The sequence below is a fragment of the Escherichia sp. 94.0001 genome (assembly GCF_013369155.2).
GTDB lineage: Bacteria > Pseudomonadota > Gammaproteobacteria > Enterobacterales > Enterobacteriaceae > Escherichia > Escherichia coli_F.
In genome coordinates, this window is the sequence record NZ_JABWMS020000008.1 from 1 (window position 1) to 23,778 (window position 23,778).

General features: G+C 52.0%; 27 protein-coding genes. 14 read left to right on the forward strand and 13 right to left on the reverse strand.

Translation table 11 applies throughout. The features are described 5' to 3' along the window. Positions 1-114 precede the first annotated feature (114 nt). Genes agaB through HEN33_RS06170 form a run of 4 tightly spaced genes read left to right on the forward strand, consistent with a single transcriptional unit; the run spans position 115 to position 2,983 of the window. Positions 115-591 (forward strand): PTS galactosamine transporter subunit IIB, encoded by a 477-nt coding sequence (agaB, locus tag HEN33_RS06155; protein WP_000098011.1) that lies wholly within the window; start codon positions 115-117, stop codon positions 589-591. 39 nt (positions 592-630) lie between these two features. Next, positions 631-1,434 (forward strand): PTS galactosamine transporter subunit IIC, encoded by an 804-nt coding sequence (gene agaC / locus HEN33_RS06160; RefSeq protein WP_032303833.1) that lies wholly within the window; start codon positions 631-633, stop codon positions 1,432-1,434. Beyond that, positions 1,424-2,215, forward strand: coding sequence for a PTS galactosamine transporter subunit IID (gene agaD / locus HEN33_RS06165; protein WP_000534360.1), 792 nt, complete (start codon positions 1,424-1,426; stop codon positions 2,213-2,215). The genes agaC and agaD overlap by 11 nt, the downstream gene beginning before the upstream one ends. Further along, positions 2,216-2,983, forward strand: coding sequence for a galactosamine-6-phosphate isomerase (locus HEN33_RS06170; protein ID WP_176262718.1), 768 nt, complete (start codon positions 2,216-2,218; stop codon positions 2,981-2,983). A gap of 49 nt (positions 2,984-3,032) precedes the next feature. Here HEN33_RS06170 and rsmI read toward each other — a convergent pair whose 3' ends face one another. Then, the gene (gene rsmI / locus HEN33_RS06175) at positions 3,033-3,896 is read right to left on the reverse strand and encodes a 16S rRNA (cytidine(1402)-2'-O)-methyltransferase (protein ID WP_000809263.1); all 864 of its coding nucleotides are present in this window, start codon (positions 3,894-3,896) and stop codon (positions 3,033-3,035) included. Between the two features lie 63 nt (positions 3,897-3,959). Here rsmI and lpoA point away from each other — a divergent pair, with 63 nt between their 5' ends. The 4 genes from lpoA to dolP are packed head-to-tail and all read left to right on the forward strand — an operon-like array spanning position 3,960 to position 7,544. Next, entirely contained in the window at positions 3,960-5,996 is a 2,037-nt protein-coding gene (gene lpoA, locus HEN33_RS06180; protein ID WP_176262719.1) for a penicillin-binding protein activator LpoA, read from the forward strand. Then, positions 5,954-6,349: a YraN family protein gene (locus HEN33_RS06185; protein ID WP_000246844.1), complete on the forward strand. Its 396-nt coding sequence runs from the start codon at positions 5,954-5,956 to the stop codon at positions 6,347-6,349. Before lpoA ends, HEN33_RS06185 begins: the two co-directional genes overlap by 43 nt. A gap of 19 nt (positions 6,350-6,368) precedes the next feature. Next, complete coding sequence (gene diaA, locus HEN33_RS06190; RefSeq protein WP_001158035.1) at positions 6,369-6,959, forward strand: DnaA initiator-associating protein DiaA; 591 nt, start codon at positions 6,369-6,371, stop codon at positions 6,957-6,959. 9 nt (positions 6,960-6,968) lie between these two features. Next, a complete protein-coding gene (gene dolP, locus HEN33_RS06195; protein ID WP_000646033.1) occupies positions 6,969-7,544 on the forward strand; it encodes a division/outer membrane stress-associated lipid-binding lipoprotein in 576 nt (191 codons plus the stop codon). A 204-nt stretch (positions 7,545-7,748) separates the two neighbouring features. On the opposite strand, the gene HEN33_RS06200 is transcribed toward dolP, so the two are convergent. Then, on the reverse strand, positions 7,749-8,789 hold the full coding sequence (locus HEN33_RS06200) for a permease (RefSeq protein ID WP_032185189.1): 1,041 nt from the start codon (positions 8,787-8,789) through the stop codon (positions 7,749-7,751). A gap of 72 nt (positions 8,790-8,861) precedes the next feature. Then, entirely contained in the window at positions 8,862-9,497 is a 636-nt protein-coding gene (locus tag HEN33_RS06205; protein ID WP_001352912.1) for an NAD(P)H-binding protein, read from the reverse strand. Positions 9,498-9,624: 127 nt separating this feature from the next. On the opposite strand from HEN33_RS06205, the gene yhbO reads away from it, so the two are divergent. Beyond that, entirely contained in the window at positions 9,625-10,143 is a 519-nt protein-coding gene (gene yhbO / locus HEN33_RS06210; RefSeq protein ID WP_176262720.1) for a protein/nucleic acid deglycase, read from the forward strand. Here the strand turns inward: yhbO and HEN33_RS06215 are convergent. After that, entirely contained in the window at positions 10,123-10,566 is a 444-nt protein-coding gene (locus tag HEN33_RS06215) for a YhbP family protein (RefSeq protein WP_000449454.1), read from the reverse strand. The two genes, yhbO and HEN33_RS06215, sit on opposite strands and share 21 nt — an antisense overlap. A 50-nt stretch (positions 10,567-10,616) precedes the next feature. On the opposite strand from HEN33_RS06215, the gene yhbQ reads away from it, so the two are divergent. After that, the gene (yhbQ, locus tag HEN33_RS06220) at positions 10,617-10,919 is read left to right on the forward strand and encodes a DNA damage response exodeoxyribonuclease YhbQ (RefSeq protein ID WP_000189315.1); all 303 of its coding nucleotides are present in this window, start codon (positions 10,617-10,619) and stop codon (positions 10,917-10,919) included. Here the strand turns inward: yhbQ and HEN33_RS06225 are convergent. Together HEN33_RS06225 and ubiT are read right to left on the reverse strand one after the other, a co-directional pair. Beyond that, entirely contained in the window at positions 10,906-11,409 is a 504-nt protein-coding gene (locus tag HEN33_RS06225) for a GNAT family N-acetyltransferase (protein WP_000908554.1), read from the reverse strand. The genes yhbQ and HEN33_RS06225 overlap by 14 nt on opposite strands. Continuing rightward, positions 11,403-11,927: a ubiquinone anaerobic biosynthesis accessory factor UbiT gene (ubiT, locus tag HEN33_RS06230; RefSeq protein ID WP_001295552.1), complete on the reverse strand. Its 525-nt coding sequence runs from the start codon at positions 11,925-11,927 to the stop codon at positions 11,403-11,405. The genes HEN33_RS06225 and ubiT overlap by 7 nt, the downstream gene beginning before the upstream one ends. Before the next feature lie 208 nt (positions 11,928-12,135). On the opposite strand from ubiT, the gene ubiU reads away from it, so the two are divergent. The 3 genes from ubiU to HEN33_RS06245 all read left to right on the forward strand — a co-directional run bounded on the left by ubiU (position 12,136) and on the right by HEN33_RS06245 (position 15,106). Further along, positions 12,136-13,131 carry a ubiquinone anaerobic biosynthesis protein UbiU gene (gene ubiU, locus HEN33_RS06235; protein ID WP_176262721.1) on the forward strand — a complete coding sequence of 332 codons (996 nt, stop codon included), beginning with the start codon at positions 12,136-12,138 and terminating at the stop codon, positions 13,129-13,131. Between the two features lie 8 nt (positions 13,132-13,139). Then, on the forward strand, positions 13,140-14,018 hold the full coding sequence (locus HEN33_RS06240) for a U32 family peptidase (protein WP_001296442.1): 879 nt from the start codon (positions 13,140-13,142) through the stop codon (positions 14,016-14,018). An 80-nt stretch (positions 14,019-14,098) separates the two neighbouring features. Continuing rightward, positions 14,099-15,106 (forward strand): luciferase-like monooxygenase, encoded by a 1,008-nt coding sequence (locus tag HEN33_RS06245; RefSeq protein WP_000130380.1) that lies wholly within the window; start codon positions 14,099-14,101, stop codon positions 15,104-15,106. On the opposite strand, the gene HEN33_RS06250 is transcribed toward HEN33_RS06245, so the two are convergent. Next, positions 15,084-15,803, reverse strand: a complete 720-nt coding sequence (locus HEN33_RS06250) for a L,D-transpeptidase family protein (RefSeq protein ID WP_176262722.1) — start codon at positions 15,801-15,803, stop codon at positions 15,084-15,086. The two genes, HEN33_RS06245 and HEN33_RS06250, sit on opposite strands and share 23 nt — an antisense overlap. A 158-nt stretch (positions 15,804-15,961) precedes the next feature. Between HEN33_RS06250 and HEN33_RS06255 the strand changes: the two genes are divergently transcribed. Next, entirely contained in the window at positions 15,962-16,492 is a 531-nt protein-coding gene (locus HEN33_RS06255; protein WP_176262723.1) for a cytoplasmic protein, read from the forward strand. A 59-nt stretch (positions 16,493-16,551) separates the two neighbouring features. Here the strand turns inward: HEN33_RS06255 and mtr are convergent, their stop codons facing one another. The 6 genes from mtr to rpsO form a co-directional block, all read right to left on the reverse strand. Then, positions 16,552-17,796, reverse strand: a complete 1,245-nt coding sequence (gene mtr / locus HEN33_RS06260; protein WP_000224345.1) for a tryptophan permease — start codon at positions 17,794-17,796, stop codon at positions 16,552-16,554. A gap of 153 nt (positions 17,797-17,949) precedes the next feature. Beyond that, positions 17,950-19,839, reverse strand: coding sequence for an ATP-dependent RNA helicase DeaD (gene deaD, locus HEN33_RS06265; protein WP_001295553.1), 1,890 nt, complete (start codon positions 19,837-19,839; stop codon positions 17,950-17,952). After that, positions 19,832-19,912, reverse strand: a complete 81-nt coding sequence (gene yrbN, locus HEN33_RS06270; protein WP_010723222.1) for a protein YrbN — start codon at positions 19,910-19,912, stop codon at positions 19,832-19,834. Before yrbN ends, deaD begins: the two co-directional genes overlap by 8 nt. Before the next feature lie 106 nt (positions 19,913-20,018). Next, entirely contained in the window at positions 20,019-20,903 is an 885-nt protein-coding gene (gene nlpI, locus HEN33_RS06275) for a lipoprotein NlpI (RefSeq protein ID WP_176262724.1), read from the reverse strand. Positions 20,904-21,011: 108 nt separating this feature from the next. Then, the gene (pnp, locus tag HEN33_RS06280; RefSeq protein WP_001296445.1) at positions 21,012-23,147 is read right to left on the reverse strand and encodes a polyribonucleotide nucleotidyltransferase; all 2,136 of its coding nucleotides are present in this window, start codon (positions 23,145-23,147) and stop codon (positions 21,012-21,014) included. Between the two features lie 245 nt (positions 23,148-23,392). Continuing rightward, positions 23,393-23,662 (reverse strand): 30S ribosomal protein S15, encoded by a 270-nt coding sequence (rpsO, locus tag HEN33_RS06285; RefSeq protein WP_000059466.1) that lies wholly within the window; start codon positions 23,660-23,662, stop codon positions 23,393-23,395. Positions 23,663-23,778 lie beyond the last annotated feature (116 nt).

The following is a 23,778-nucleotide window of genomic DNA, read 5'->3' on the forward strand; positions in this document are numbered from 1 at the left end:
GTGCCTTAATGGTAAAGGAGATAACTAAACCTTAATAAATACATCAGTAAAATATCGCAACAATAATATATTTAAAAAAATTATATTATTCAACTTTATGGTGAGGATTACACAATGAGCAGTCCAAATATTCTCTTAACCCGTATTGATAACCGTCTGGTTCACGGTCAGGTTGGTGTGACCTGGACATCTACCATCGGTGCAAATCTGCTGGTAGTCGTGGATGATGTTGTCGCTAACGATGATATTCAACAAAAATTAATGGGTATTACCGCGGAAACCTACGGCTTTGGCATTCGTTTCTTTACTATCGAAAAAACCATTAACGTCATCGGCAAAGCTGCACCGCATCAGAAGATCTTCCTGATTTGCCGTACGCCACAAACGGTACGTAAATTGATAGAAGGTGGCATTGACCTGAAAGATGTCAACGTCGGCAATATGCATTTCTCGGAAGGTAAAAAGCAAATCAGCAGTAAAGTTTATATCGACGATCAAGATCTCGCGGACTTACGCTTTATTAAACAACGCGGTGTGAATATTTTTATTCAGGACGTCCCCGGCGATCAAAAAGAACAAATCCCTGACTAAATTCAAAAATCGCCTTAATACTGGTTTGAGGTAATAAAAATGCATGAAATAACCCTAATTCAGGGATTATCCCTGGCGGCGTTAGTTTTCGTTCTGGGGATTGATTTTTGGCTGGAAGCCTTATTTTTATTCCGCCCGATAATCGTTTGTACCCTTACAGGTGCTATTCTCGGTGATATTCAGACTGGCTTAATTACCGGTGGCCTAACAGAACTGGCTTTCGCCGGATTAACCCCCGCAGGTGGTGTACAGCCGCCCAACCCAATTATGGCGGGTCTGATGACTACCGTCATTGCGTGGTCTACTGGCGTCGATGCCAAAACGGCAATTGGCCTTGGTCTGCCGTTTAGTTTGTTAATGCAGTACGTCATTCTGTTCTTCTATTCGGCATTCTCATTATTTATGACCAAAGCCGATAAATGTGCGAAAGAGGCGGATACAGCAGCGTTTTCCCGACTTAACTGGACAACGATGCTCATCGTCGCTTCAGCGTATGCGGTGATTGCTTTCCTCTGTACTTACCTGGCGCAAGGGGCGATGCAGGCGCTGGTGAAAGCGATGCCCGCCTGGCTGACCCACGGCTTTGAAGTGGCTGGCGGCATTCTGCCTGCCGTTGGTTTTGGCCTGCTGCTGCGCGTGATGTTCAAAGCGCAATATATCCCTTACCTGATCGCCGGTTTCTTGTTTGTTTGCTACATCCAGGTCAGCAACCTGTTGCCAGTTGCCGTACTGGGTGCAGGCTTTGCGGTGTATGAGTTTTTCAATGCGAAATCCCGGCAGCAAGCGCAACCGCAGCCCGTTGCCAGTAAAAATGAAGAAGAGGACTACAGCAATGGGATCTGAAATCAGTAAAAAAGATATCACCCGTCTGGGCTTTCGTTCGTCACTCCTGCAAGCGAGCTTTAACTACGAAAGGATGCAGGCGGGCGGTTTTACCTGGGCGATGTTGCCGCTCCTGAAAAAGATTTATAAGGACGACAAACCGGGCCTAAGCGCGGCGATGAAAGATAACCTCGAATTTATTAATACTCACCCGAATCTGGTCGGATTCCTGATGGGGTTATTAATTTCGATGGAAGAAAAAGGAGAAAACCGCGACACCATTAAAGGCCTCAAAGTGGCGCTATTTGGCCCAATCGCCGGGATTGGTGATGCGATTTTCTGGTTTACTTTGTTGCCGATTATGGCGGGGATTTGCTCATCGTTTGCCAGTCAGGGAAACCTGCTGGGGCCGATTCTATTTTTCGCCGTTTACCTGCTTATCTTTTTCCTGCGCGTCGGCTGGACCCACGTCGGTTATTCAGTCGGCGTGAAGGCGATCGATAAAGTGCGAGAGAACTCGCAGATGATTGCTCGTTCGGCAACCATCCTCGGGATCACGGTAATCGGCGGGCTGATCGCTTCGTATGTGCATATTAACGTGGTGACATCGTTTGCCATCGACAGTACCCACAGCGTCGCGCTGCAGCAGGATTTCTTCGATAAAGTCTTCCCGAACATTTTACCGATGGCCTACACCCTGTTGATGTATTACTTCCTGCGGGTGAAAAAAGCGCATCCGGTGCTGTTAATCGGCGTGACTTTTGTGCTCTCTATTGTTTGTTCCGCATTCGGCATTTTGTAAATGGAACGAGGCACTGCGTCTGGTGGTGCCTCTTTACTAAAGGAATTTCATCCTGTGCAAACCCTTCAACAAGTTGAAAACTATACGGCGTTAAGTGAACGTGCCAGCGAATATTTATTGGCCGTGATCCGTAGCAAACCGGATGCCGTGATTTGCCTGGCGACCGGAGCCACGCCATTACTGACGTATCATTATCTGGTAGAAAAAATCCACCAGCAGCAGGTTGATGCCAGCCAGCTCACCTTCGTGAAGCTCGACGAATGGGTGGATCTGCCATTAACGATGCCTGGCACCTGCGAAACTTTCCTTCAACAGCATATCGTGCAGCCGCTGGGGCTACGTGAAGACCAGCTCATCAGCTTTCGCTCCGAAGAGATAAATGAGACAGAGTGCGAACGGGTAACGAACCTGATTGCGCGCAAAGGCGGTCTGGATTTATGCGTTCTCGGATTGGGGAAAAACGGTCATCTTGGGCTGAACGAACCGGGAGAAAGCCTGCAACCGGCCTGCCATATCAGTCAACTTGATGCCAGAACACAGCAACATGAGATGTTAAAAACCGCGGGTCGCCCCGTGACTCGTGGGATCACCTTAGGCCTGAAGGATATTCTCAATACCCGCGAAGTTTTGCTACTGGTGACTGGCGAAGGAAAGCAGGATGCGACAGAACGTTTTCTCACGGCTAAAGTCTCTACCGCTATCCCGGCTTCGTTTTTATGGCTGCATAACTATTTCACATGCATGATTGATGAGATGTGTCGTCGTTAAATCGCCCGGTGTAGGCGTTGCAGCTCTATTCTTGCTGCGACGCCTGTAATCACTCCCCCTGCTGTTCCAGCGCATACTTATACAGCGCGTTTTTTTTCACGCCGTGAATCTCTGCCGCCAGCGCCGCCGCTTTCTTCAGCGGAAGCTCAGCCTGTAACAACGCCAGCGTGCGCAGGGCATCGGCGGGTAAGTCTTCTTCCTGCGCTTTATGGCCTTCAACAATCAGCACCATTTCGCCTTTGCGACGGTTTTCATCTTCTTTTACCCACGCCAGCAGCTCGCCAACGGGCGCGCCGTGAATGGTTTCCCAGGTTTTGGTGAGCTCACGCGCCAGCACCACGTAACGGGACTCACCCAGCACAGCAACGATATCTTCCAGGCTATCTAACAGACGGTGGGTGGATTCATAAAAAATCAGCGTGCGCGGCTCCGCTTCAATGGCTTTTAGCGCATCACGGCGGCCTTTTGATTTGGCAGGTAAAAAGCCTTCATAACAAAAACGATCGGATGGTAAACCCGCAGCACTTAATGCAGTGATAGCAGCACACGGCCCCGGTAGTGGCACCACGCGAATCCCCGCTTCTCGGCAGGTACGCACCAGATGATAGCCGGGATCGTTAATTAGTGGCGTTCCGGCATCGGACACCAGCGCAATGTTTTGCCCCTCTTGCAGCTTCGCCAGTAACGTTTCGGCTTTCTGTTGTTCGTTATGGTCGTGCAAGGCGAACAACCTGGCGTTAATTCCAAAATGTTGCAGCAGTAAACCGGTATGACGCGTATCCTCGGCGGCAATCAGATCAACGGCCTGTAAAACCTCCAACGCACGCTGGGTGATATCTGCCAGATTGCCGATTGGCGTCGGTACAATGTAAAGCTGGCCCTGAGAATTATCCGCCGATTGGTGTTGTTTCATTGTGTCGTCCGTATTGCCGATTTAATATTGAGCATTGCGTAAAAAAATATCACTGGATACATTATGGTACCCTCAACATTTTCTCGTTTGAAAGCCGCGCGTTGTCTGCCTGTTGTTCTGGCAGCCCTGATTTTCGCCGGTTGTGGCACCCATACTCCCGATCAGTCCACTGCCTATATGCAGGGCACGGCGCAGGCTGATTCTGCCTTTTATCTTCAGCAGATGCAGCAAAGCGCTGATGATACCAGGATCAACTGGCAATTACTCGCCATTCGTGCACTGGTGAAAGAAGGTAAAACCGGGCAGGCGGTGGAGCTGTTTAACCAACTGCCGCAGGAACTGAACGATTACCAGCGTCGCGAGAAAACTCTTCTGGCAGTAGAAATTAAGCTGGCGCAGAAAGATTTTGCTGGCGCACAAACCCTGCTGGCGAAAATCACACCTGCCGATTTAGATCAAAACCAGCAGGCGCGTTACTGGCAGGCAAAAATCGATGCCAGTCAGGGGCGTCCTTCCATTGATTTACTGCGCGCCTTAATTGCTCAGGAACCCCTGCTCGGCGCGAAAGAAAAGCAACAGAATATTGATGCTACATGGCAGGCACTCTCCTCCATGACTCAGGACCAGGCGAATACGCTGGTGATCAACGCCGACGAAAATATTCTGCAAGGCTGGCTTGATCTGCAGCGCGTCTGGTTTGATAACCGTAACGATCCCGACATGATGAAAGCTGGGATCGCCGACTGGCAGAAACGTTATCCGAACAACCCGGGCGCGAAAATGCTGCCAACGCAGTTGGTTAACGTAAAAGCGTTTAAACCCGCATCGACCAACAAAATCGCCCTGCTGTTGCCACTGAATGGCCAGGCAGCGGTATTTGGCCGCACTATTCAGCAAGGCTTTGAAGCGGCGAAAAATATCGGCACTCAGCCAGTGGCGGCACAGGCAACTGCCGCACCAATCGCAGACGTTGCAGAACAACCCCAGCAGCAAACTGTTGACGGCGTTGCCAGCCCGGCACAAGCCTCGGTTAGCGATCTGACAGGCGAAGAAACCGCGGCTCAACCAGTGCCTGTAAGCGCCCCGGCGGCAAACACTGCGGCGGTAAGCGCCCCCGCGAATCCATCCGCAGAGCTGAAAATTTATGATACCTCATCACAACCGCTTAGCCAGATCCTCAACCAGGTTCAACAGGATGGCGCGAGTATTGTGGTCGGTCCGTTGCTGAAAAATAACGTTGAAGAGTTACTGAAAAGCAACACCCCGCTGAACGTGCTGGCACTGAACCAGCCGGAAAATATCGAAAACCGCGTCAATATTTGTTACTTCGCGCTTTCACCGGAAGACGAAGCGCGCGATGCAGCGCGTCATATTCGTGACCAGGGTAAACAAGCGCCACTGGTGCTGATCCCTCGCAGTTCGCTGGGCGATCGCGTAGCCAATGCGTTTGCGCAAGAGTGGCAGAAGCTGGGCGGCGGCACCGTTTTGCAACAAAAATTTGGTTCCACCAGCGAATTACGCGCGGGAGTTAACGGTGGTTCTGGTATCGCTTTAACCGGTAGCCCGATTACTCCCAGAGCGACAACCGATTCAGGCATAACGACCAACAATCCAATGCTGCAAACCACGCCAACCGATGACCAGTTCACCAATAATGGCGGTCGTGTCGATGCGGTGTACATTGTGGCAACGCCGGGTGAAATCGCTTTTATCAAACCGATGATCGCCATGCGTAACGGTAGCCAGAGTGGTGCAACGCTGTACGCCAGTTCCCGCAGCGCACAAGGCACCGCGGGTCCGGATTTCCGTCTGGAAATGGAAGGTTTGCAATATAGCGAAATCCCGATGCTGGCAGGCGGTAATCTGCCATTAATGCAGCAGGCGCTCAGTGCGGTGAATAACGATTATTCGCTGGCTCGCATGTATGCGATGGGCGTTGATGCCTGGTCGTTGGCAAATCATTTCTCACAGATGCGCCAGGTTCAGGGTTTCGAAATCAACGGTAATACCGGAAGTCTGACGGCTAACCCGGATTGCGTAATTAACAGGAAGTTATCATGGCTACAGTACCAACAAGGTCAGGTAGTCCCCGCCAGTTAACCACTAAACAGACCGGCGATGCGTGGGAAGCACAAGCGCGTCGCTGGCTGGAGAGCAAAGGACTGCGGTTTGTCGCCGCTAACGTGAACGAGCGTGGCGGCGAGATCGATCTGATAATGCGTGAAGGCAGGACCACCGTTTTTGTCGAGGTGCGTTACCGCCGCTCAGCCCTTTACGGTGGTGCGGCAGCCAGTGTGACCCGCAGCAAACAACACAAATTATTACAGACTGCCCGCTTGTGGCTCGCGCGTCATAATGGGAGTTTTGATACTGTGGATTGCCGGTTCGATGTGGTAGCCTTCACCGGGAATGAAGTTGAGTGGATTAAGGATGCCTTTAATGACCACTCATAATTAAGGTTTAAGGATTAGCGTGCAAGAACGAATTAAAGCTTGCTTCACTGAAAGCATTCAAACTCAAATTGCGGCAGCAGAGGCGCTTCCGGATGCCATCTCCCGTGCAGCCATGACGCTGGTTCAGTCTCTGCTCAATGGCAACAAAATCCTCTGTTGTGGTAATGGAACTTCCGCTGCCAATGCACAGCATTTTGCTGCCAGCATGATCAACCGATTCGAAACGGAGCGGCCCAGCTTACCTGCCATTGCACTAAATACTGATAATGTTGTCTTAACGGCGATTGCCAACGATCGCTTACATGACGAAGTGTATGCAAAACAAGTGCGGGCGCTGGGGCATGCGGGAGATGTGTTGTTAGCCATTTCCACCCGTGGCAACAGCCGCGATATCGTAAAAGCAGTAGAAGCTGCTGTTACGCGTGATATGACCATTGTGGCATTGACTGGCTATGACGGCGGTGAACTTGCAGGGTTGTTAGGGCCACAGGATGTGGAGATCCGCATTCCTTCGCATCGTAGTGCTCGCATTCAGGAAATGCATATGCTGACGGTAAATTGCTTGTGCGATCTGATCGATAACACGCTTTTCCCTCACCAGGATGTTTAAGGAGAATACATGAAGGCATTATCGCCAATCGCAGTCCTTATTTCCGCACTGCTGTTGCAAGGTTGCGTTGCTGCCGCCGTAGTGGGCACCGCGGCTGTGGGTACAAAAGCCGCAACTGACCCACGCAGTGTCGGCACCCAAGTGGACGATGGAACCCTGGAAGTGCGCGTGAACAGCGCATTGTCGAAAGACGAACAAATCAAGAAAGAAGCTCGCATTAATGTAACGGCCTATCAGGGCAAAGTGCTGCTGGTTGGGCAGTCACCAAACGCTGAACTTTCGGCTCGCGCTAAACAAATTGCGATGGGCGTAGACGGTGCCAACGAAGTGTATAACGAGATTCGTCAGGGCCAGCCGATTGGTCTGGGCGAAGCGTCTAACGATACGTGGATCACCACCAAAGTGCGTTCGCAGCTCTTAACCAGCGATCTGGTGAAATCCTCCAACGTGAAAGTGACCACTGAAAATGGTGAAGTGTTCCTGATGGGGCTGGTGACTGAACGTGAAGCGAAAGCGGCGGCAGATATTGCCAGCCGGGTAAGCGGCGTGAAGCGGGTAACCACGGCGTTTACGTTCATTAAATAACAACGCCTTGTAATGCCTGATGCGACGCTTGCCGCGTCTTATCAGGCCTGCAACGATGCAAACCGTAGGTCGGATAAGGCGCCTGCGCCGCATCCGACTGCCGTTGCCTGATGCGACGCTTGCCGCGTCTTATCAGGCCTACAACGATGCAAACCGTAGGTCGGATAAGGCGTTTACGCCGCATCCGACATGTTTTCCCTCAAATCAGAACAACAGCGCCAGCCCGCCGACAATCACACCAGACACCGCCACCATCGCCCCCGTCAGCCATAAGGCTTTCGCCGGGAACGCTTTACGTAACATTATCAGCGACGGCAAACTTACAGCAGGAAGCGTCATCAACAATGCCAGCGCCGGAGCGGTTCCCATACCTGCCAGCATCATCGTTTGTACAATCGGAATTTCTGCTGCCGTGGGAATGACAAACAAGCATCCCGCTACCGCCATCGCAATCACCCACATCAGGCTGTTATCGACAGCACCATCGGCATGGGGGAATAACCAGACGCGAGCGGCACCCAACGCCAGTACGGCAAGGATATATACCGGGATCGTACTCCAGAAAAGCGTCCATAGCGCCCTACCCCAGCGGCTAAAGAATCCGCCCTGCACTTCCGGCATGTCAATTTCGACCGGTGCCTGTGTTTGCGGTGTTTCACGCACCCATTTTTGTACCAGGGTCGCAATCAGCAACACCATCACCAGTCCCGCCACCAGACGAATCGCCGCAAAGCCCCAGCCGAGGACAAAACCCATAAACACCAGCGTCGCCGGGTTTAACAACGGATTCCCCATCCAGAATGCCAGCGCGCCCCCCATCGATACCTGTTGACGCCGCATCCCCGCCGCGACCGGAGCCGCACAGCAGGTACACATCATGCCCGGCAGCGAAAACAGCGTTCCCAGCAGCGTGCCGCGAAAGCGCGATTGCCCAAGCGTGCGTAGCAGCCAGTCACGAGGGATCAGCACCTGAATCAACGACCCGAGGATCACCCCTAGCACCGCCGCTTTCCATACCGCGAGGAAATAGACCATCGCGTAATCCAACGCCGCCTGCCACGGATTAGCATCCGCCTGTGAGAGTATTGATTTACCGATGTTGTGAGTTTCGGCGGCGGTAAACGCTTTGCCGTAGTAAGGTTGCCATTTCACATACCAGAGACCAGCAATGACAACGAGAAAGAAAAGCGCGGGTTTCCACCACTGAATGGGCGTTGCCGCCTGAGATGAAGACTGACCAGTCATAGCATTCCCCAGGAATTAGTTATGATAATTGAGCGCGTGAATATTACGCTCACTATCAATTCTTGGGAATAATTATTCAGCTCTTTTGCGTAATTCTGAAGAGCTTAAAATAGTCACACCTTCATGCTCAGGCCGCATCGCCTCTGCCAGCATGACCCGCGCCACGTCTCGCGCATCAATGGATTTCCAGTTACCCGGTAGCAGACGAAACAACGGTGCAAAAAGCGTTTCGTTCATCCGCTGCTTGCTGCGATCGCCCAGCAACATCGACGGACGGGCAATGGTCAGTTTCGGCCAGTTCTGGGCGATTAACGCTTCTTCCATCTCCCCTTTGACGCGGTTATAGAAAAACGGCGAGTGGGGATTGGCCCCCATAGCACTGACTACCAGCATATGCTGAGCACCCAGTCGCCGTCCGGTTAATGCGGTATCCACAACCAGCGTGTAATCGGCATGAATAAACGCTTCTTTGCTCCCCGCTTCCCGCCGCGTGGTGCCGAGACAACAAAACACAATGTCGATAGGATCAGTGACCTGTGCCAGCGCGTCGGTCAGTTGCGGATCATGGGGATTGAACACTCCTGGCATATCTCCCAACGGACGTCGCGTCGGTGCAGCAATAGCGTTAACTTTCGGTTCGTTAATCAACATCCGCAGCAGGTGACCGCCCACCAGCCCCGTTGCGCCTGTAATCAGTACCTGACTCATCTTCGCTCCTTTACAGAATTGTCTGCCTTGCGCTCCCCGGCTCATGCACCAGGCTTAATAGACCATGAGGTAATTATCCCCGATTGTGAGAAATTCGCCTCATCCAATGCAACAACGCGGAGGAAGCATGAGTAAGAAAATTGCCGTTTTAATCACTGATGAATTTGAGGATTCAGAATTTACTTCACCCGCAGACGAGTTCCGTAAAGCCGGACACGAAGTGATTACCATTGAAAAACAAGCGGGTAAAACGGTGAAAGGGAAAAAAGGAGAAGCCAGCGTGACCATCGATAAATCCATCGATGAAGTGACGCCAACCGAGTTTGATGCCCTGCTGCTACCGGGCGGTCATTCACCGGATTATCTGCGTGGCGACAACCGTTTTGTCACCTTTATCCGTGATTTTGTGAATAGCGGCAAACCGGTGTTTGCCATTTGCCACGGTCCGCAGCTGCTGATCAGCGCCGATGTGATTCGGGGACGCAAACTGACCGCGGTTAAACCGATTGTGATTGATGTTAAAAACGCGGGCGCGGAATTTTACGATCAGGAAGTCGTGGTCGATAAAGATCAGCTGGTTACCAGTCGGACACCGGACGATTTGCCCGCGTTTAACCGCGAGGCGTTACGCCTGCTCGGTGCCTGAGCTACGTAGCCAAATCATTTTTTTACCAAAGCCCAGCGTGTTGTCAGTGAATTTGATTTCATCAAGCCGGATTTCCCACACCGGCGCCGACAGCATTCTGGCAACCGGAAAGCGACGATTATACGCCTTGCGCGCAAGGTCGCTTTCCTCACCTTCCAGTCTGCGGATCTCACCTTTAAACTGCACGCCGCGAATTAACGCTACCGTTTTCGGCTGACCGTTTACCGTTCCAGCAACTGCCGCCTGCGGCCCACTCATCTGCGCGTGACGCGTTTTTTCCTCCGTCAAAATGTAGAAGGCAACTTTCTGTGCATCAAAAAGATAAAAGGCATTGGCGCACCACAATTCCCCTTCCTGCTGCACACACCAGGTGACAACATGTTGTTTTGCCAGCCAACGGCTGATGGCGGTGAGTGTTTCCATAGCTGTTCTCTTTTATACTGTGGGCCTGACCTTAACATGTGACGCAGACGATGACACCCTGGTTTCTTTACTTGATCCGTACCGCCGACAATAAGCTTTATACCGGGATCACCACGGATGTCGAACGCCGCTATCAGCAACATCAAAGCGGCAAAGGCGCAAAAGCACTGCGTGGGAAAGGTGAACTGACGCTGGCATTTTCCGCGCCAGTGGGCGACCGTTCGCTGGCACTACGGGCGGAATATCGCGTTAAACAACTGACCAAACGGCAAAAAGAACGTCTGGTAGCGGAAGGCGCAGGGTTTGCAGAACTGTTGAGCAGCCTGCAAACCCCAAAGATTAAAAGCGATTGAAGTGCTCGTGATACTCAACCAGACCGGTTACGCCGTTCAGCGCGTCATCCGCTAAACGATGTACCTGGAAGGCGCTTTCAGTGCCCGGCCAGCGACAACGCAGATCGTGATGCGCCGCCAGCTCAAAGCCGAAACGACTGTACAGCGCCGGATCGCCCAGCGTCACCACTGCGGCATAGCCGAACTCATTAAGCGAATCGAGTCCTTCATAGACCAGTTGGCGTGCCAGCCCCTGTCCACGGTATTTTTCATCTACCGCCAGCGGTGCCATGCCGACCCATTGTAGATCTTCGCCCTGCACATCAACCGGACTAAATGCCACATAGCCAATGACCTGACCTTCGTCATCTGTCGCCACCAGCCCCAGCGTCAGAAAGCCATCTTCACGCAGATCGTGAACCAGCTTCGCTTCCGCATCGCTTTCGAATGAACGACGCAGCAGGGCATCAATACCCGGCGCATCAATGGGAATTTCTACTCGAATTAGCATGGTTCACCTACCGATGTCTGTTTGGTTTCAGGCGCGGTTTTCATTCCCGCCTCAACAAAATCCGCCAGTTGCAGCAGCATCATGCGTAAGGCTTTCGGCATTTGCTCCAGTTCAATGGCGTCCATCAGGTTTTTCACATATAACCCCAGCTCCGTATCGCCTTCAATCACCAGCCGACGCTGGAAGAAGAGCGTGTCCGGATCCTGTTTACGCGCCGCAATCATCAGCAGATCGCTGGCGTCGGCACTAAAACTCACATCAGCTTGCGCGTTCTGGCTAACGACCAGTTTGCCATTCACCACCGAGGTAAACCATTGCAGGTCAATATCACGCACATGAATACTTAACCAGCGGCCTTCAAGAAACTCCAGCTCGCCATCATCCAGCGCCTGACGGAATTGCCAGCTTAAGACCTGCTCAAGAACCTGGCGTTTTAGCGCAAATGGCGTCAGTTTTACCGGTACACTCAACAGAGATGGCCCCAAATGCACAATACGGGAACGCAGTTTATCCAACACGAGTTTTACTCCCTGTTTCAACAATCATCCTATTTTGCCATATCAGAAAAATAACATAGCGGTATAAATCAACAATTCCATATGAAATTGCTGCTACCACCAATACAACTTTAACTGCCTTAAATCAAAAATTGTCGCAGCAAGGTTAACTAAAATCCCAGTTCGTTAACATTTTTGCGCTTTGATAGCGCAATCTTCAGGAAAAATTATGGAGCTGCTCTGCCCTGCCGGAAATCTCCCGGCGCTTAAGGCGGCCATCGAAAACGGCGCAGATGCTGTTTATATCGGGCTAAAAGATGATACCAATGCCCGTCACTTCGCCGGCCTTAACTTTACCGAGAAAAAATTGCAGGAAGCGGTGAGTTTTGTCCATCAACATCGCCGCAAACTTCACATCGCGATTAACACTTTTGCGCATCCGGACGGTTACGCCCGCTGGCAGCGCGCCGTGGATATGGCGGCGCAGTTGGGTGCCGATGCGCTGATTCTCGCCGACCTCGCCATGCTGGAGTACGCCGCCCAGCGATACCCGCATATTGAACGTCATGTGTCAGTGCAGGCTTCGGCAACCAATGAAGAGGCGATTCACTTTTATCATCGCCATTTTGACGTTGCCCGCGTGGTGCTGCCGCGCGTGTTGTCGATTCATCAGGTGAAACAACTGGCGCGGGTCACGCCTGTACCGCTGGAAGTGTTCGCTTTCGGCAGTCTGTGCATTATGTCGGAAGGTCGTTGCTATCTGTCGTCGTATCTGACGGGTGAGTCGCCCAACACCGTGGGGGCATGTTCTCCGGCCCGTTTCGTGCGCTGGCAGCAAACGCCGCAGGGGCTGGAATCTCGCCTGAACGAAGTGCTGATCGACCGTTATCAGGACGGCGAAAACGCAGGTTATCCGACGCTGTGTAAAGGGCGTTATCTGGTGGACGGCGAGCGCTATCACGCGCTGGAAGAACCAACCAGTCTCAATACCCTTGAGCTACTGCCGGAGTTAATGGCGGCGAATATCGCTTCGGTGAAAATTGAAGGCCGCCAGCGTAGCCCGGCGTATGTCAGCCAGGTGGCAAAAGTCTGGCGTCAGGCTATCGACCGTTGTAAGGCCGATTTGCAAAACTTCGTACCACAAAGCGCGTGGATGGAGACGCTCGGGGCGATGTCCGAAGGCACGCAAACCACCCTTGGCGCGTATCACCGTAAATGGCAGTGAGAAAAGCAATGAAATATTCCTTAGGGCCGGTGCTGTGGTACTGGCCAAAAGAGACGCTGGAAGATTTTTATCAGCAGGCCGCCGCCAGCAGCGCAGACGTGATTTATCTCGGTGAAGCGGTCTGTAGCAAACGCCGGGCAACCAAAGTTGGCGACTGGCTGGAGATGGCAAAATCGCTCGCCGGAAGTGGCAAGCAGATTGTGCTCTCCACGCTGGCGCTGGTGCAGGCATCCTCCGAACTGGGCGAACTGAAACGCTATGTTGAGAACGGTGAGTTTCTGATTGAAGCCAGCGATCTTGGCGTGGTGAATATGTGCGCTGAGCGCAAACTGCCGTTCGTCGCCGGACACGCGCTGAACTGCTACAACGCGGTGACGCTGAAAATATTGCTCAAACAGGGCATGATGCGCTGGTGTATGCCGGTGGAACTTTCCCGCGACTGGCTGGTGAATCTGCTTAATCAGTGCGATGAACTGGGCATTCGCAACCAGTTTGAAGTGGAAGTCTTGAGCTACGGTCATCTGCCGCTGGCCTACTCCGCCCGCTGCTTTACCGCGCGTTCGGAAGACCGCCCAAAAGATGAGTGTGAAACCTGCTGCATTAAGTATCCGAACGGGCGCAACGTGCTGTCGCAGGAAAACCAACAAGTGTTTGTGCTCAATGGCATTCAGACCATGAGCGGCTACGTGTACAACCTCGGTAACGAGCTGGCATCCATGCAGGGGCTGGTTGATGTGGTCCGCCTGTCACCGCAGGGTACTGACACTTTCGCGATGCTCGACGCCTTCCGCGCTAATGAAAATGGCGCTGCACCACTCCCGTTGACGGCAAACAGCGACTGTAACGGCTACTGGAGACGGCTGGCTGGGCTGGAACTGCAAGCCTAAGCAAATAGCTCACTTTGTTAACAACTTTAACTACCCTTTAATGCAGTATTAAAGATTAATCGGTAACAAAGTGAGCTGTTATGACTGATAAAACCATTGCGTTTTCGCTACTCGATCTGGCCCCCATCCCCGAAGGTTCTTCAGCGCGAGAAGCGTTCTCCCACTCTCTCGACCTCGCCCGTCTGGCTGAAAAGCGCGGCTATCATCGCTACTGGCTGGCGGAACACCACAATATGACCGGCATTGCCAGTGCTGCAACATCAGTATTGATTGGCTATCTGGCGGCAAATACCACCACGCTGCATCTGGGGTCTGGCGGCGTGATGTTACCAAACCACTCACCGTTGGTGATTGCCGAACAGTTCGGCACGCTCAATACGCTCTATCCGGGGCGAATCGATTTGGGGCTGGGTCGTGCGCCAGGTAGTGACCAACGGACAATGATGGCACTACGTCGCCATATGAGCGGCGATATTGATAATTTCCCCCGCGATGTCGCGGAGCTGGTGGACTGGTTTGACGCCCGCGATCCCAATCCGCATGTGCGCCCGGTACCAGGCTATGGCGAGAAAATCCCCGTGTGGTTGTTAGGCTCCAGCCTTTACAGTGCGCAACTGGCGGCGCAGCTTGGTCTGCCGTTTGCGTTTGCCTCACACTTCGCGCCGGATATGCTGTTCCAGGCGCTGCATCTTTATCGCAGTAACTTCAAACCGTCGGCGCGGCTGGAGAAACCGTACGCGATGGTGTGCATCAATATTATCGCCGCCGACAGCAACCGCGACGCCGAATTCCTGTTTACCTCGATGCAGCAAGCCTTTGTGAAGCTGCGCCGCGGTGAAACCGGGCAACTGCCGCCACCGATTCAAAATATGGATCAGTTCTGGTCACCGTCTGAGCAGTATGGCGTGCAGCAGGCGCTAAGTATGTCGCTGGTGGGTGATAAAGCGAAAGTGCGTCATGGTTTGCAGTCGATCCTGCGCGAAACCGACGCGGATGAGATTATGGTTAACGGGCAGATTTTCGATCACCAGGCGCGCCTGCATTCGTTTGAACTGGCGATGGATGTTAAGGAAGAGTTGTTGGGCTGATTTTATAACGCCGGTTTTCAACGTTGATGGTTGGCAATCGGCGATTTTTTTCAAAGTAATCATAGCCGGGCTTCAACATACGCCAGAAATTATATTCCGGCCATGCCTGCGCCTGGCGCATATTTTCGTCGTTCATCGCAAACGGGAAGATATGCACCGGCACGCTCTTCTGTCCGCTATTCAGCGCCTGCGCCACCCGTTGATAAATCTCTTCAATACCAGCATCGGTCATGGCATAGCAGCCCGCCGAAACGCAGTTTCCGTGAACCATAATGAAATCACCGGTGTAGCCGTTTGCCCGATCGTAAGCATTCGGGTAACCAATATTAAATGCCAGATGATAGCGGCTGTTTGGGTTAAGCAACCCTTTGTTGGTGGCATAAAAACCTTCCGGGCTTTTACCATCCCCCTGTTTGTGTTTTGGCCCTAAGCCACCAGACCACGCGCATATAGTCCAGGTTTTATAGAGTTCGTAAGGCTTGTTGTTGATGCTTGCCCACAGTTCCAGCTTATCTTCCGCTTTCAGAATGCGGATAATTAACTGGTCGCCGGGGCGAATGATTTTTAAAGACGATACGAAAGGTTTTTCAACGGGCAGGAAAAGATGTTCATCGTGCGGGGTGGGCCAGAAAATTTTTAAAATAAAAGCGATAAACAGGCTCAACAATACAATAGCGAGTAATCCTTTACACCCCATTTTCGTATTCCGCTTATTCTGATCCAGTTCAAGTATATATTTTCCTATGATAGGAAATAGATGAAAGGTCCAGTTCTGTACTTTTATAAAATAGTCATCGTTTTATCATCGCCAAACAGAGAAATGAACAAATCGACTTATTACCAGAGAAAATCATTATGAGTGAACCGGCTTCCTTTTTTCTTCATACACATATTACCGAGAGTAACCTCGAGAAGTTTTTCCATTCACCAGCAACAAATATCAAAGACCATGACGACTGGTTGCCATGGTTTATCGAGAAGCAGCGGTTGTACGGCGATCCTGCAAAAATGCTTAACAATCTTGCAGCTTGTAATTCTGGTGAAAGTGAAAAGAATATTTATGCCGAACATATCAACTTTAATAAAGAAACACAGATAGTCACGATGGATCATATATTTCTCTCAGAGAGCTATGAAATCTTCATGCCACTCATGGCCTGTGTGCGAGGCATCGAGAAATTTATTACGCCAGGGGAAAATAATTTTGCGCTAATTTATGATTACTGGTGGGGGTCGGAGATCGCCATCGCGCTCGAATTTGATTCCAATGGTAGCAGGATAACGGCAAATCCTGAGGAGAATAATTTAAAGATCGCCAATGCATTTTTCGATGAACATGGGGAAGCACTTGCCGAAGAACTTTATAATAAACAAGGATATATTTGATTACCTCGCGCGCACTATGGAATATTGCCGGATGAACACTGCTCATCCGGCTCGTTCAATTACTGATACACCGGCAGCAAATTAAAGCTCGATAAAATATGCACCAGTGCGTTGCCAACGCCAAACACCAGAATCAGTGCAATCATCGGCTTGCCGCCCCAGACACGGAATTTCGGGCTGCCAAAGCGTTTACGCGATGCGCGGGCCAACAGCGCCGGAACAATTGCCGCCCAGATGGTAGCCGCTAAGCCGGCATAACCAATGGCGTAGAGGAATCCATTCGGGAATAGCAGGCCACCGACGACAGGCGGGGCAAAGGTTAACAGTGCCGTTTTCAAGCGGCCCATAGCCGAGTCATCGAAACCAAACAGATCTGCCAGATAGTCAAACAGGCCCAGCGTTACGCCAAGAAACGAACTCGCTACCGCAAAGTTTGAGAACACGACCAGTAGCAGATCCAGACTACGGCTGTTCAGCACGCCGCTTAACGCCTGTACCAGCACATCAATATTACCGCCCTTCTCGGCGATGCCGATAAACTCCGGACGAGGGATGTTGCCCATCGTCGCCAGCAACCAGATGGTATACAGCGCCAGCGCCATCAGCGTACCGTAGACCAGGCATTTCACGATAGTTTTCGGATCTTTGCCGTAATACTTCATCAGGCTCGGCACGTTACCGTGATAACCAAATGAGGCCAGACAGAACGGCAGGGTCATCAACAGATACGGTGCATAAGACGCATTGCTTTCCGCGACGTTAAACAATGTCGCAGGCTGCACATGCCCCAGCAAACTGCCGAAAGTGAGGAAGAAGGTAATAACTTTCGCCCCCAGCACAATCGCCGTCATCCGGCTGACGGCTTTGGTGCTCAACCACACCACAAACGCCACCAGTAGCGCAAAACCAAAACCTGCCGCTCGTGCCGGAACATTCAGCGACATCTCCGCGAAGGTGTGATGCAGAATCGAACCGCTGGCAGAAATATAGGCATAGGTCAGGATATAGAGCACAAAGGCAATGGAAATGCCGTTGACCACGTTCCAGCCTTTGCCCAGCAAATCTTTGGTTATGGTGTCAAAACTCGAACCGATTCGGTAATTCAGGTTAGCTTCCAGAATCATCAAGCCGGAATGCAGCATACAAAACCAGGTAAAGATCAGCGCCGCCATTGACCAGAAGAACCACGCACCGGACATGACCACTGGCAGAGAAAACATCCCTGCGCCAATAATGGTGCCGCCGATAATCACCACGCCGCCAAGCAGCGACGGTGACGTTTGGGTGGTGGTTAGTGTTGCCATGTGGGCTTCTCTCCAGTGAAAAATAGTGCGACTACGTTGTTATGTATTGCACTGTACCAGTACACGAGTACAAAAGACAGAAAAAAAGCCCCGATGGTTAAAATCGGGGCTGTATATATTATTTTACAGATTGTGTTCGCTAATCAGCGATGATTACGCATCACCACCGAAACGACGACGACCGGTAGAGTCATCACGGCGCGGTGCGCGGCCTTCACGACGTTCGCCGCTAAAACGACGACCATCACCACGACCACCTTCACGGCGTTCACCGCTGAAGTTACGACCGCCTTCACGACGTTCGCCACCGAAACCACGACCACCGCCACGACGCTCACCACCAGTATGCGGCTGTGCATCGCCCAGCAACTGCATGTTCATCGGCTTGTTAAGAATGCGAGTACGCGTAAAGTGTTGCAGCACTTCACCCGGCATACCTTTCGGCAGTTCGATGGTGGAGTGAGAAGCAAACAGCTTGATATTACCGATGTAACGGCTGCTGATGTCGCCTTCGTTAGCAATCGCGCCAACGATATGACGAACTTCAACACCATCATCGCGGCCCACTTCAATACGGTACAGCTGCATATCGCCAACATCACGACGTTCACGACGCGGACGATCTTCACGGTCGCCACGCGGGCCACGGTCGTTACGATCGCGCGGACCACGGTCATCACGGTCACGGAATTCACGTTTCGGACGCATCGGCGCATCTGGCGGCACGATCAGAGTACGTTCACCCTGTGCCATTTTCAGCAGTGCGGCTGCCAGAGTTTCGAGATCCAGCTCTTCACCTTCTGCAGTCGGCTGAATTTTGCTCAGCAGTGCACGGTATTGATCCAGATCGCTGCTTTCCAGCTGCTGCTGTACTTTAGCGGCGAATTTTTCCAGACGGCGTTTGCCCAGCAGCTCTGCGTTCGGCAGTTCTACTTCCGGAATGGTCAGCTTCATAGTGCGTTCAATGTTGCGCAGCAGACGACGCTCGCGGTTCTCAACGAACAGCAGCGCACGACCAGCACGCCCCGCACGGCCGGTACGACCAATACGGTGAACGTAAGACTCAGAATCCATCGGGATATCGTAGTTAACTACCAGGCTGATACGCTCAACGTCCAGGCCACGGGCCGCAACGTCGGTCGCAATCAGGATATCCAGACGACCATCTTTCAGGCGTTCCAGCGTCTGCTCACGCAGCGCCTGGTTCATGTCACCGTTCAGTGCAGCGCTGTTGTAGCCGTTACGCTCAAGAGCTTCTGCCACTTCCAAAGTCGCGTTTTTAGTACGAACGAAGATAATCGCCGCATCAAAATCTTCCGCTTCCAGGAAACGTACCAGTGCTTCGTTTTTACGCATCCCCCACACAGTCCAGTAGCTCTGGCTGATGTCAGGACGGGTAGTCACGCTGGACTGAATGCGCACTTCCTGCGGCTCTTTCATAAAGCGGCGGGTAATACGACGAATCGCTTCCGGCATAGTTGCAGAGAACAGAGCGGTCTGATGACCTTCCGGGATCTGCGCCATAATGGTTTCAACGTCTTCGATGAAGCCCATGCGCAGCATTTCGTCAGCTTCATCCAGAACCAGACCGCTCAGTTTAGAGAGGTCCAGAGTGCCACGTTTCAGGTGGTCCAGCAGACGGCCTGGAGTACCGACAACGATCTGCGGCCCCTGACGCAGGGCGCGTAATTGCACGTCATAACGCTGGCCGCCGTACAGGGCAACCACGTTTACGCCGCGCATGTGTTTAGAGAAATCCGTCATTGCCTCAGCAACCTGTACCGCCAGTTCGCGGGTCGGTGCCAGCACCAGAATCTGTGGTGCTTTCAGCTCAGGATCAAGATTTTGCAGCAGAGGTAAAGAGAATGCTGCAGTTTTTCCGCTCCCCGTCTGGGCCATACCCAGAACGTCGCGGCCATTCAGCAGATGTGGAATACACTCTGCCTGAATTGGAGATGGTTTTTCGTAACCCAGATCGTTAAGGGCTTCAAGGATAGGAGCCTTCAGGCCCAGATCTGCAAAAGTGGTTTCGAATTCAGCCATGTAGTACGTGTGCCTCAAAATTAATGGCGGCCAGTCTACATAACTCATCATGAAATTGATCAGCAATTTTCATTGAAAAGTGTGAACCGGCTCAAAGTAGGTGTATTAACGAACAACAACGCCCTCACCCGTTAAGGTGATGGCAATCAAAAAAGATTACGGGCTGATGTGTACGTCAGCTATTGCTGGTCCGATTCTGCCAGGTCATCTTGGTCCTGGCCCAGGAGCGATAATTCCAACAATGCGTATCGGTGCTCAACAAAGTTATGAACGTTGTTGGCAACCGCCAGTTTGAACAGTGCCGTGGCGCTGTCCAAATCCCCCAGACTTAGGTAGTACTTACCTAAATAGAAGTTGGTTTCACTGAGATGCTCAGCGAGCGAGGTGTTATCCGTTGCGTCCGCCTTGAGCCTTTCCATTAACGTTTGTTCGCTAATGTTGCCCAGGTAGAACTCGACAATGTTCCATCCCCACTGCTCCTTATCCGATTTTTCGAAGTGCTGTTTTAACACTTCTTTAGCCTGCTTCTCATCGTGCTTCTGCTCGGCGAGATAAAGCCACAGACTACGGAAAGGATCATTGGGATCGTCTTGATAAAACGCCAGCAGATCATCTTGCGCTAACTTGTCACGACCGCCGTAATATAATGCGATCCCGCGATTCAAGTGCGCGTAGTTGTAAGTTGGATCAAGCTCAAGTACAGAATCAAACGCTTCATAGGCAGCATCAAAATTGCCTGCCTGCGTTAAATATATGCCTAAGTAATTGAATACTTCAGGCATATCCGGTCGGATTGCCAGCGCTTGCGAAAAATCGTTACGCGCTAATGCCCTCAGACCGAGACTATCATACAACACTCCGCGCTCATATAAAAGCTGTGCGCGTTCGTCATCGGTTAAAGCCCGACTGGCAAGGATTTGTTCCATACGTGCCAGAATCACTTCCTGCTGTAAAGTCGGTTGCAATGGTACCGCGAGGACTTCACTTTTACGCCAGGAAGTATTACTGCATCCTGCAAGCGTAAGTGCTGTCGCAACGAAACACCAGCGCAAAAAAGGCTTCATTTCCCACTCCCGAAGACCACGGTTGAATGAACGTCCTGTTCCCGGTTGCTAACAAGGCGTCCTGCCCGGTTAAAAGCCCCCCGCCGCAGCGGAGGGCAAATGGCAACCTTACTCGCCCTGTTCAGCAGCCGGAGCTTCCGGTGCTGCAGCAGGTTGAGACTGCTCAGTCGCTTCTTTAATGCTCAGACGGATACGGCCCTGGCGATCGACTTCCAGAACTTTCACCGGTACTTCCTGACCCATCTGCAGGTAGTCGGTCACTTTCTCAACACGCTTGTCGGCGATTTGAGAGATGTGGACCAGACCTTCTTTACCGCCGCCGATGGCAACAAACGCGCCAAAGTCAACGATACGGGTCACTTTACCATTGTAGACGCGACCCACTTCGATTTCTGCGGTGATCTCTTCGATACGACGAATAGCGTTTTTCGCCTTCTCGCCGTCGGTCGCTGCGATCTTCACAGTACCGTCATCTTCGATTTCGATGGTGGTGCCAGTTTCTTCGGTCAGGGCACGGATAACAGAACCGCCTTTACCGATAACGTCTTTGATCTTGTCCGGATTGATCTTGATGGTATGGATACGCGGTGCAAACTCAGAGATATCACCACGCGGCGCGTTGATCGCCTGCTCCATGACGCCCAGGATATGCAGACGCGCACCTTTAGCTTGATTCAGCGCAACCTGCATGATCTCTTTGGTGATACCTTCAATTTTGATATCCATCTGCAGTGCAGAGATACCGTCGCGGGAACCCGCAACTTTGAAGTCCATATCGCCCAGGTGATCTTCGTCGCCCAAAATGTCAGACAGTACAACGTAGTTGTCGCCTTCTTTCACCAGACCCATTGCGATACCCGCAACAGCAGCTTTGATTGGCACACCTGCGTCCATCAGCGCCAGAGACGCACCGCACACGGAAGCCATAGAAGAAGAACCGTTGGATTCGGTAATTTCAGATACTACACGTACGGTGTACGGGAATTTGTCCATATCCGGCATTACTGCCAGCACGCCGCGCTTCGCCAGACGACCGTGACCAATTTCACGACGCTTCGGAGAACCGACCATGCCAGTTTCACCTACGGAATACGGAGGGAAGTTGTAGTGGAACAGGAAGGTGTCAGTACGTTCGCCCATCAGTTCATCAAGAACCTGTGCGTCACGTGCAGTACCCAGCGTTGCGGTAACCAGTGCCTGCGTTTCACCACGGGTGAACAACGCAGAACCGTGAGTACGCGGCAGCACGCCAGTACGCACATCCAGACCACGGATCATATCTTTTTCACGACCGTCGATACGCGGTTCGCCTGCCAGTACGCGGCTACGAACAACATTTTTCTCGATAGCGTGCAGAATTTCACCCAGTTCGTTTTCGTCCAGGGTTTCATCTTCAGCAAGCAGCGTCGCGATGGTTTCAGATTTGATGACATCAACCTGCGCATAACGCTCTTGTTTGTCGGTGATGCGATAAGCATCGCTCAGACGAGCTTCAGCCAGCGCAGCAACGCGCGCGTTCAGCGCTTCGTTTACCGGCTCCGGCTGCCAATCCCAACGCGGTTTACCGGCTTCTTTCACCAGTTCATTGATGTTCTGAATAACAACCTGCTGTTGTTCATGACCGAACACCACTGCGCCCAGCATTTGGTCTTCGCTCAGCAGTTCAGCTTCAGATTCAACCATCAGCACGGCAGCTTCTGTACCGGCAACAACCAGATCCAGTTTGCTCTCTTTCAGTTCGTCCTGAGTCGGGTTCAGTACGTACTGGTCATTGATGTAACCTACGCGGGCAGCACCAATTGGACCATTGAACGGAATACCAGACAGAGACAGCGCCGCAGAAGCACCAATCATCGCGACGATATCCGGGTTAACCTGCGGGTTAACAGAAACCACGGTGGCGATAACCTGAACTTCGTTGACGAAACCTTCCGGAAACAGAGGGCGAATCGGGCGGTCAATCAGACGCGCGATCAGCGTTTCGCCTTCGCTTGGGCGGCCTTCACGACGGAAGAAGCTACCCGGGATACGACCAGCAGCGTAGGTACGCTCCTGATAGTTAACGGTCAGCGGGAAGAAGTCCTGACCTGGTTTGGCTTTTTTCTGGCCGACAACGGTAACGAATACCGCGGTGTCATCCATGCTAACCATAACAGCGGCAGTGGCTTGACGCGCCATCATGCCTGTTTCCAGAGTCACGGTGTGTTGGCCGTACTGGAATTTACGAACGATCGGATTAAGCAATGTAATATCCTTTCTCTTTCTTAGACAGCACCTTACGGCACTGGTGTTAATACCCGATCTTCTGCGCATCCTCGCGACTAATGACAACCCTAACCCAGCCCAATGTGGGTAAAGCCTCTCATTAGCCGCGCGAACCTCTGCAACGGAAGATCATTCATAGCAACAATACATTAGTTTCCAGTGAATTGCTGCCGTCAGTTTGAAAAAAGGGGCCACTCAGGCCCCTTTTCTGAAACTCGCAAGAATTAGCGACGCAGACCCAGGCGCTCGATGAGCTGGGTGTAACGTGCTACGTCTTTACGTTTCAGGTAGTCGAGCAGTTTACGACGCTGAGAAACCATGCGCAGCAGACCACGACGGCTGTGGTGATCTTTTTTGTGCTCTGCAAAGTGGCCCTGCAGGTGGTTGATCTGTGCAGTCAGCAGTGCTACCTGAACTTCGGTAGAACCGGTGTCGTTTGCGTCACGACCAAACTCAGAAACGATTTTAGCTGTTGCTTCAGTACTTAGAGACATTTTAAAACTCCAAAGTATATAGAATGAAAGGACGCCGATCTCTAATTCAGCGATCCCAGTGTACGTTACGCAAAGTGTTAAACAATTTACGCGACGTTAAGCGGCAGTATTCTACT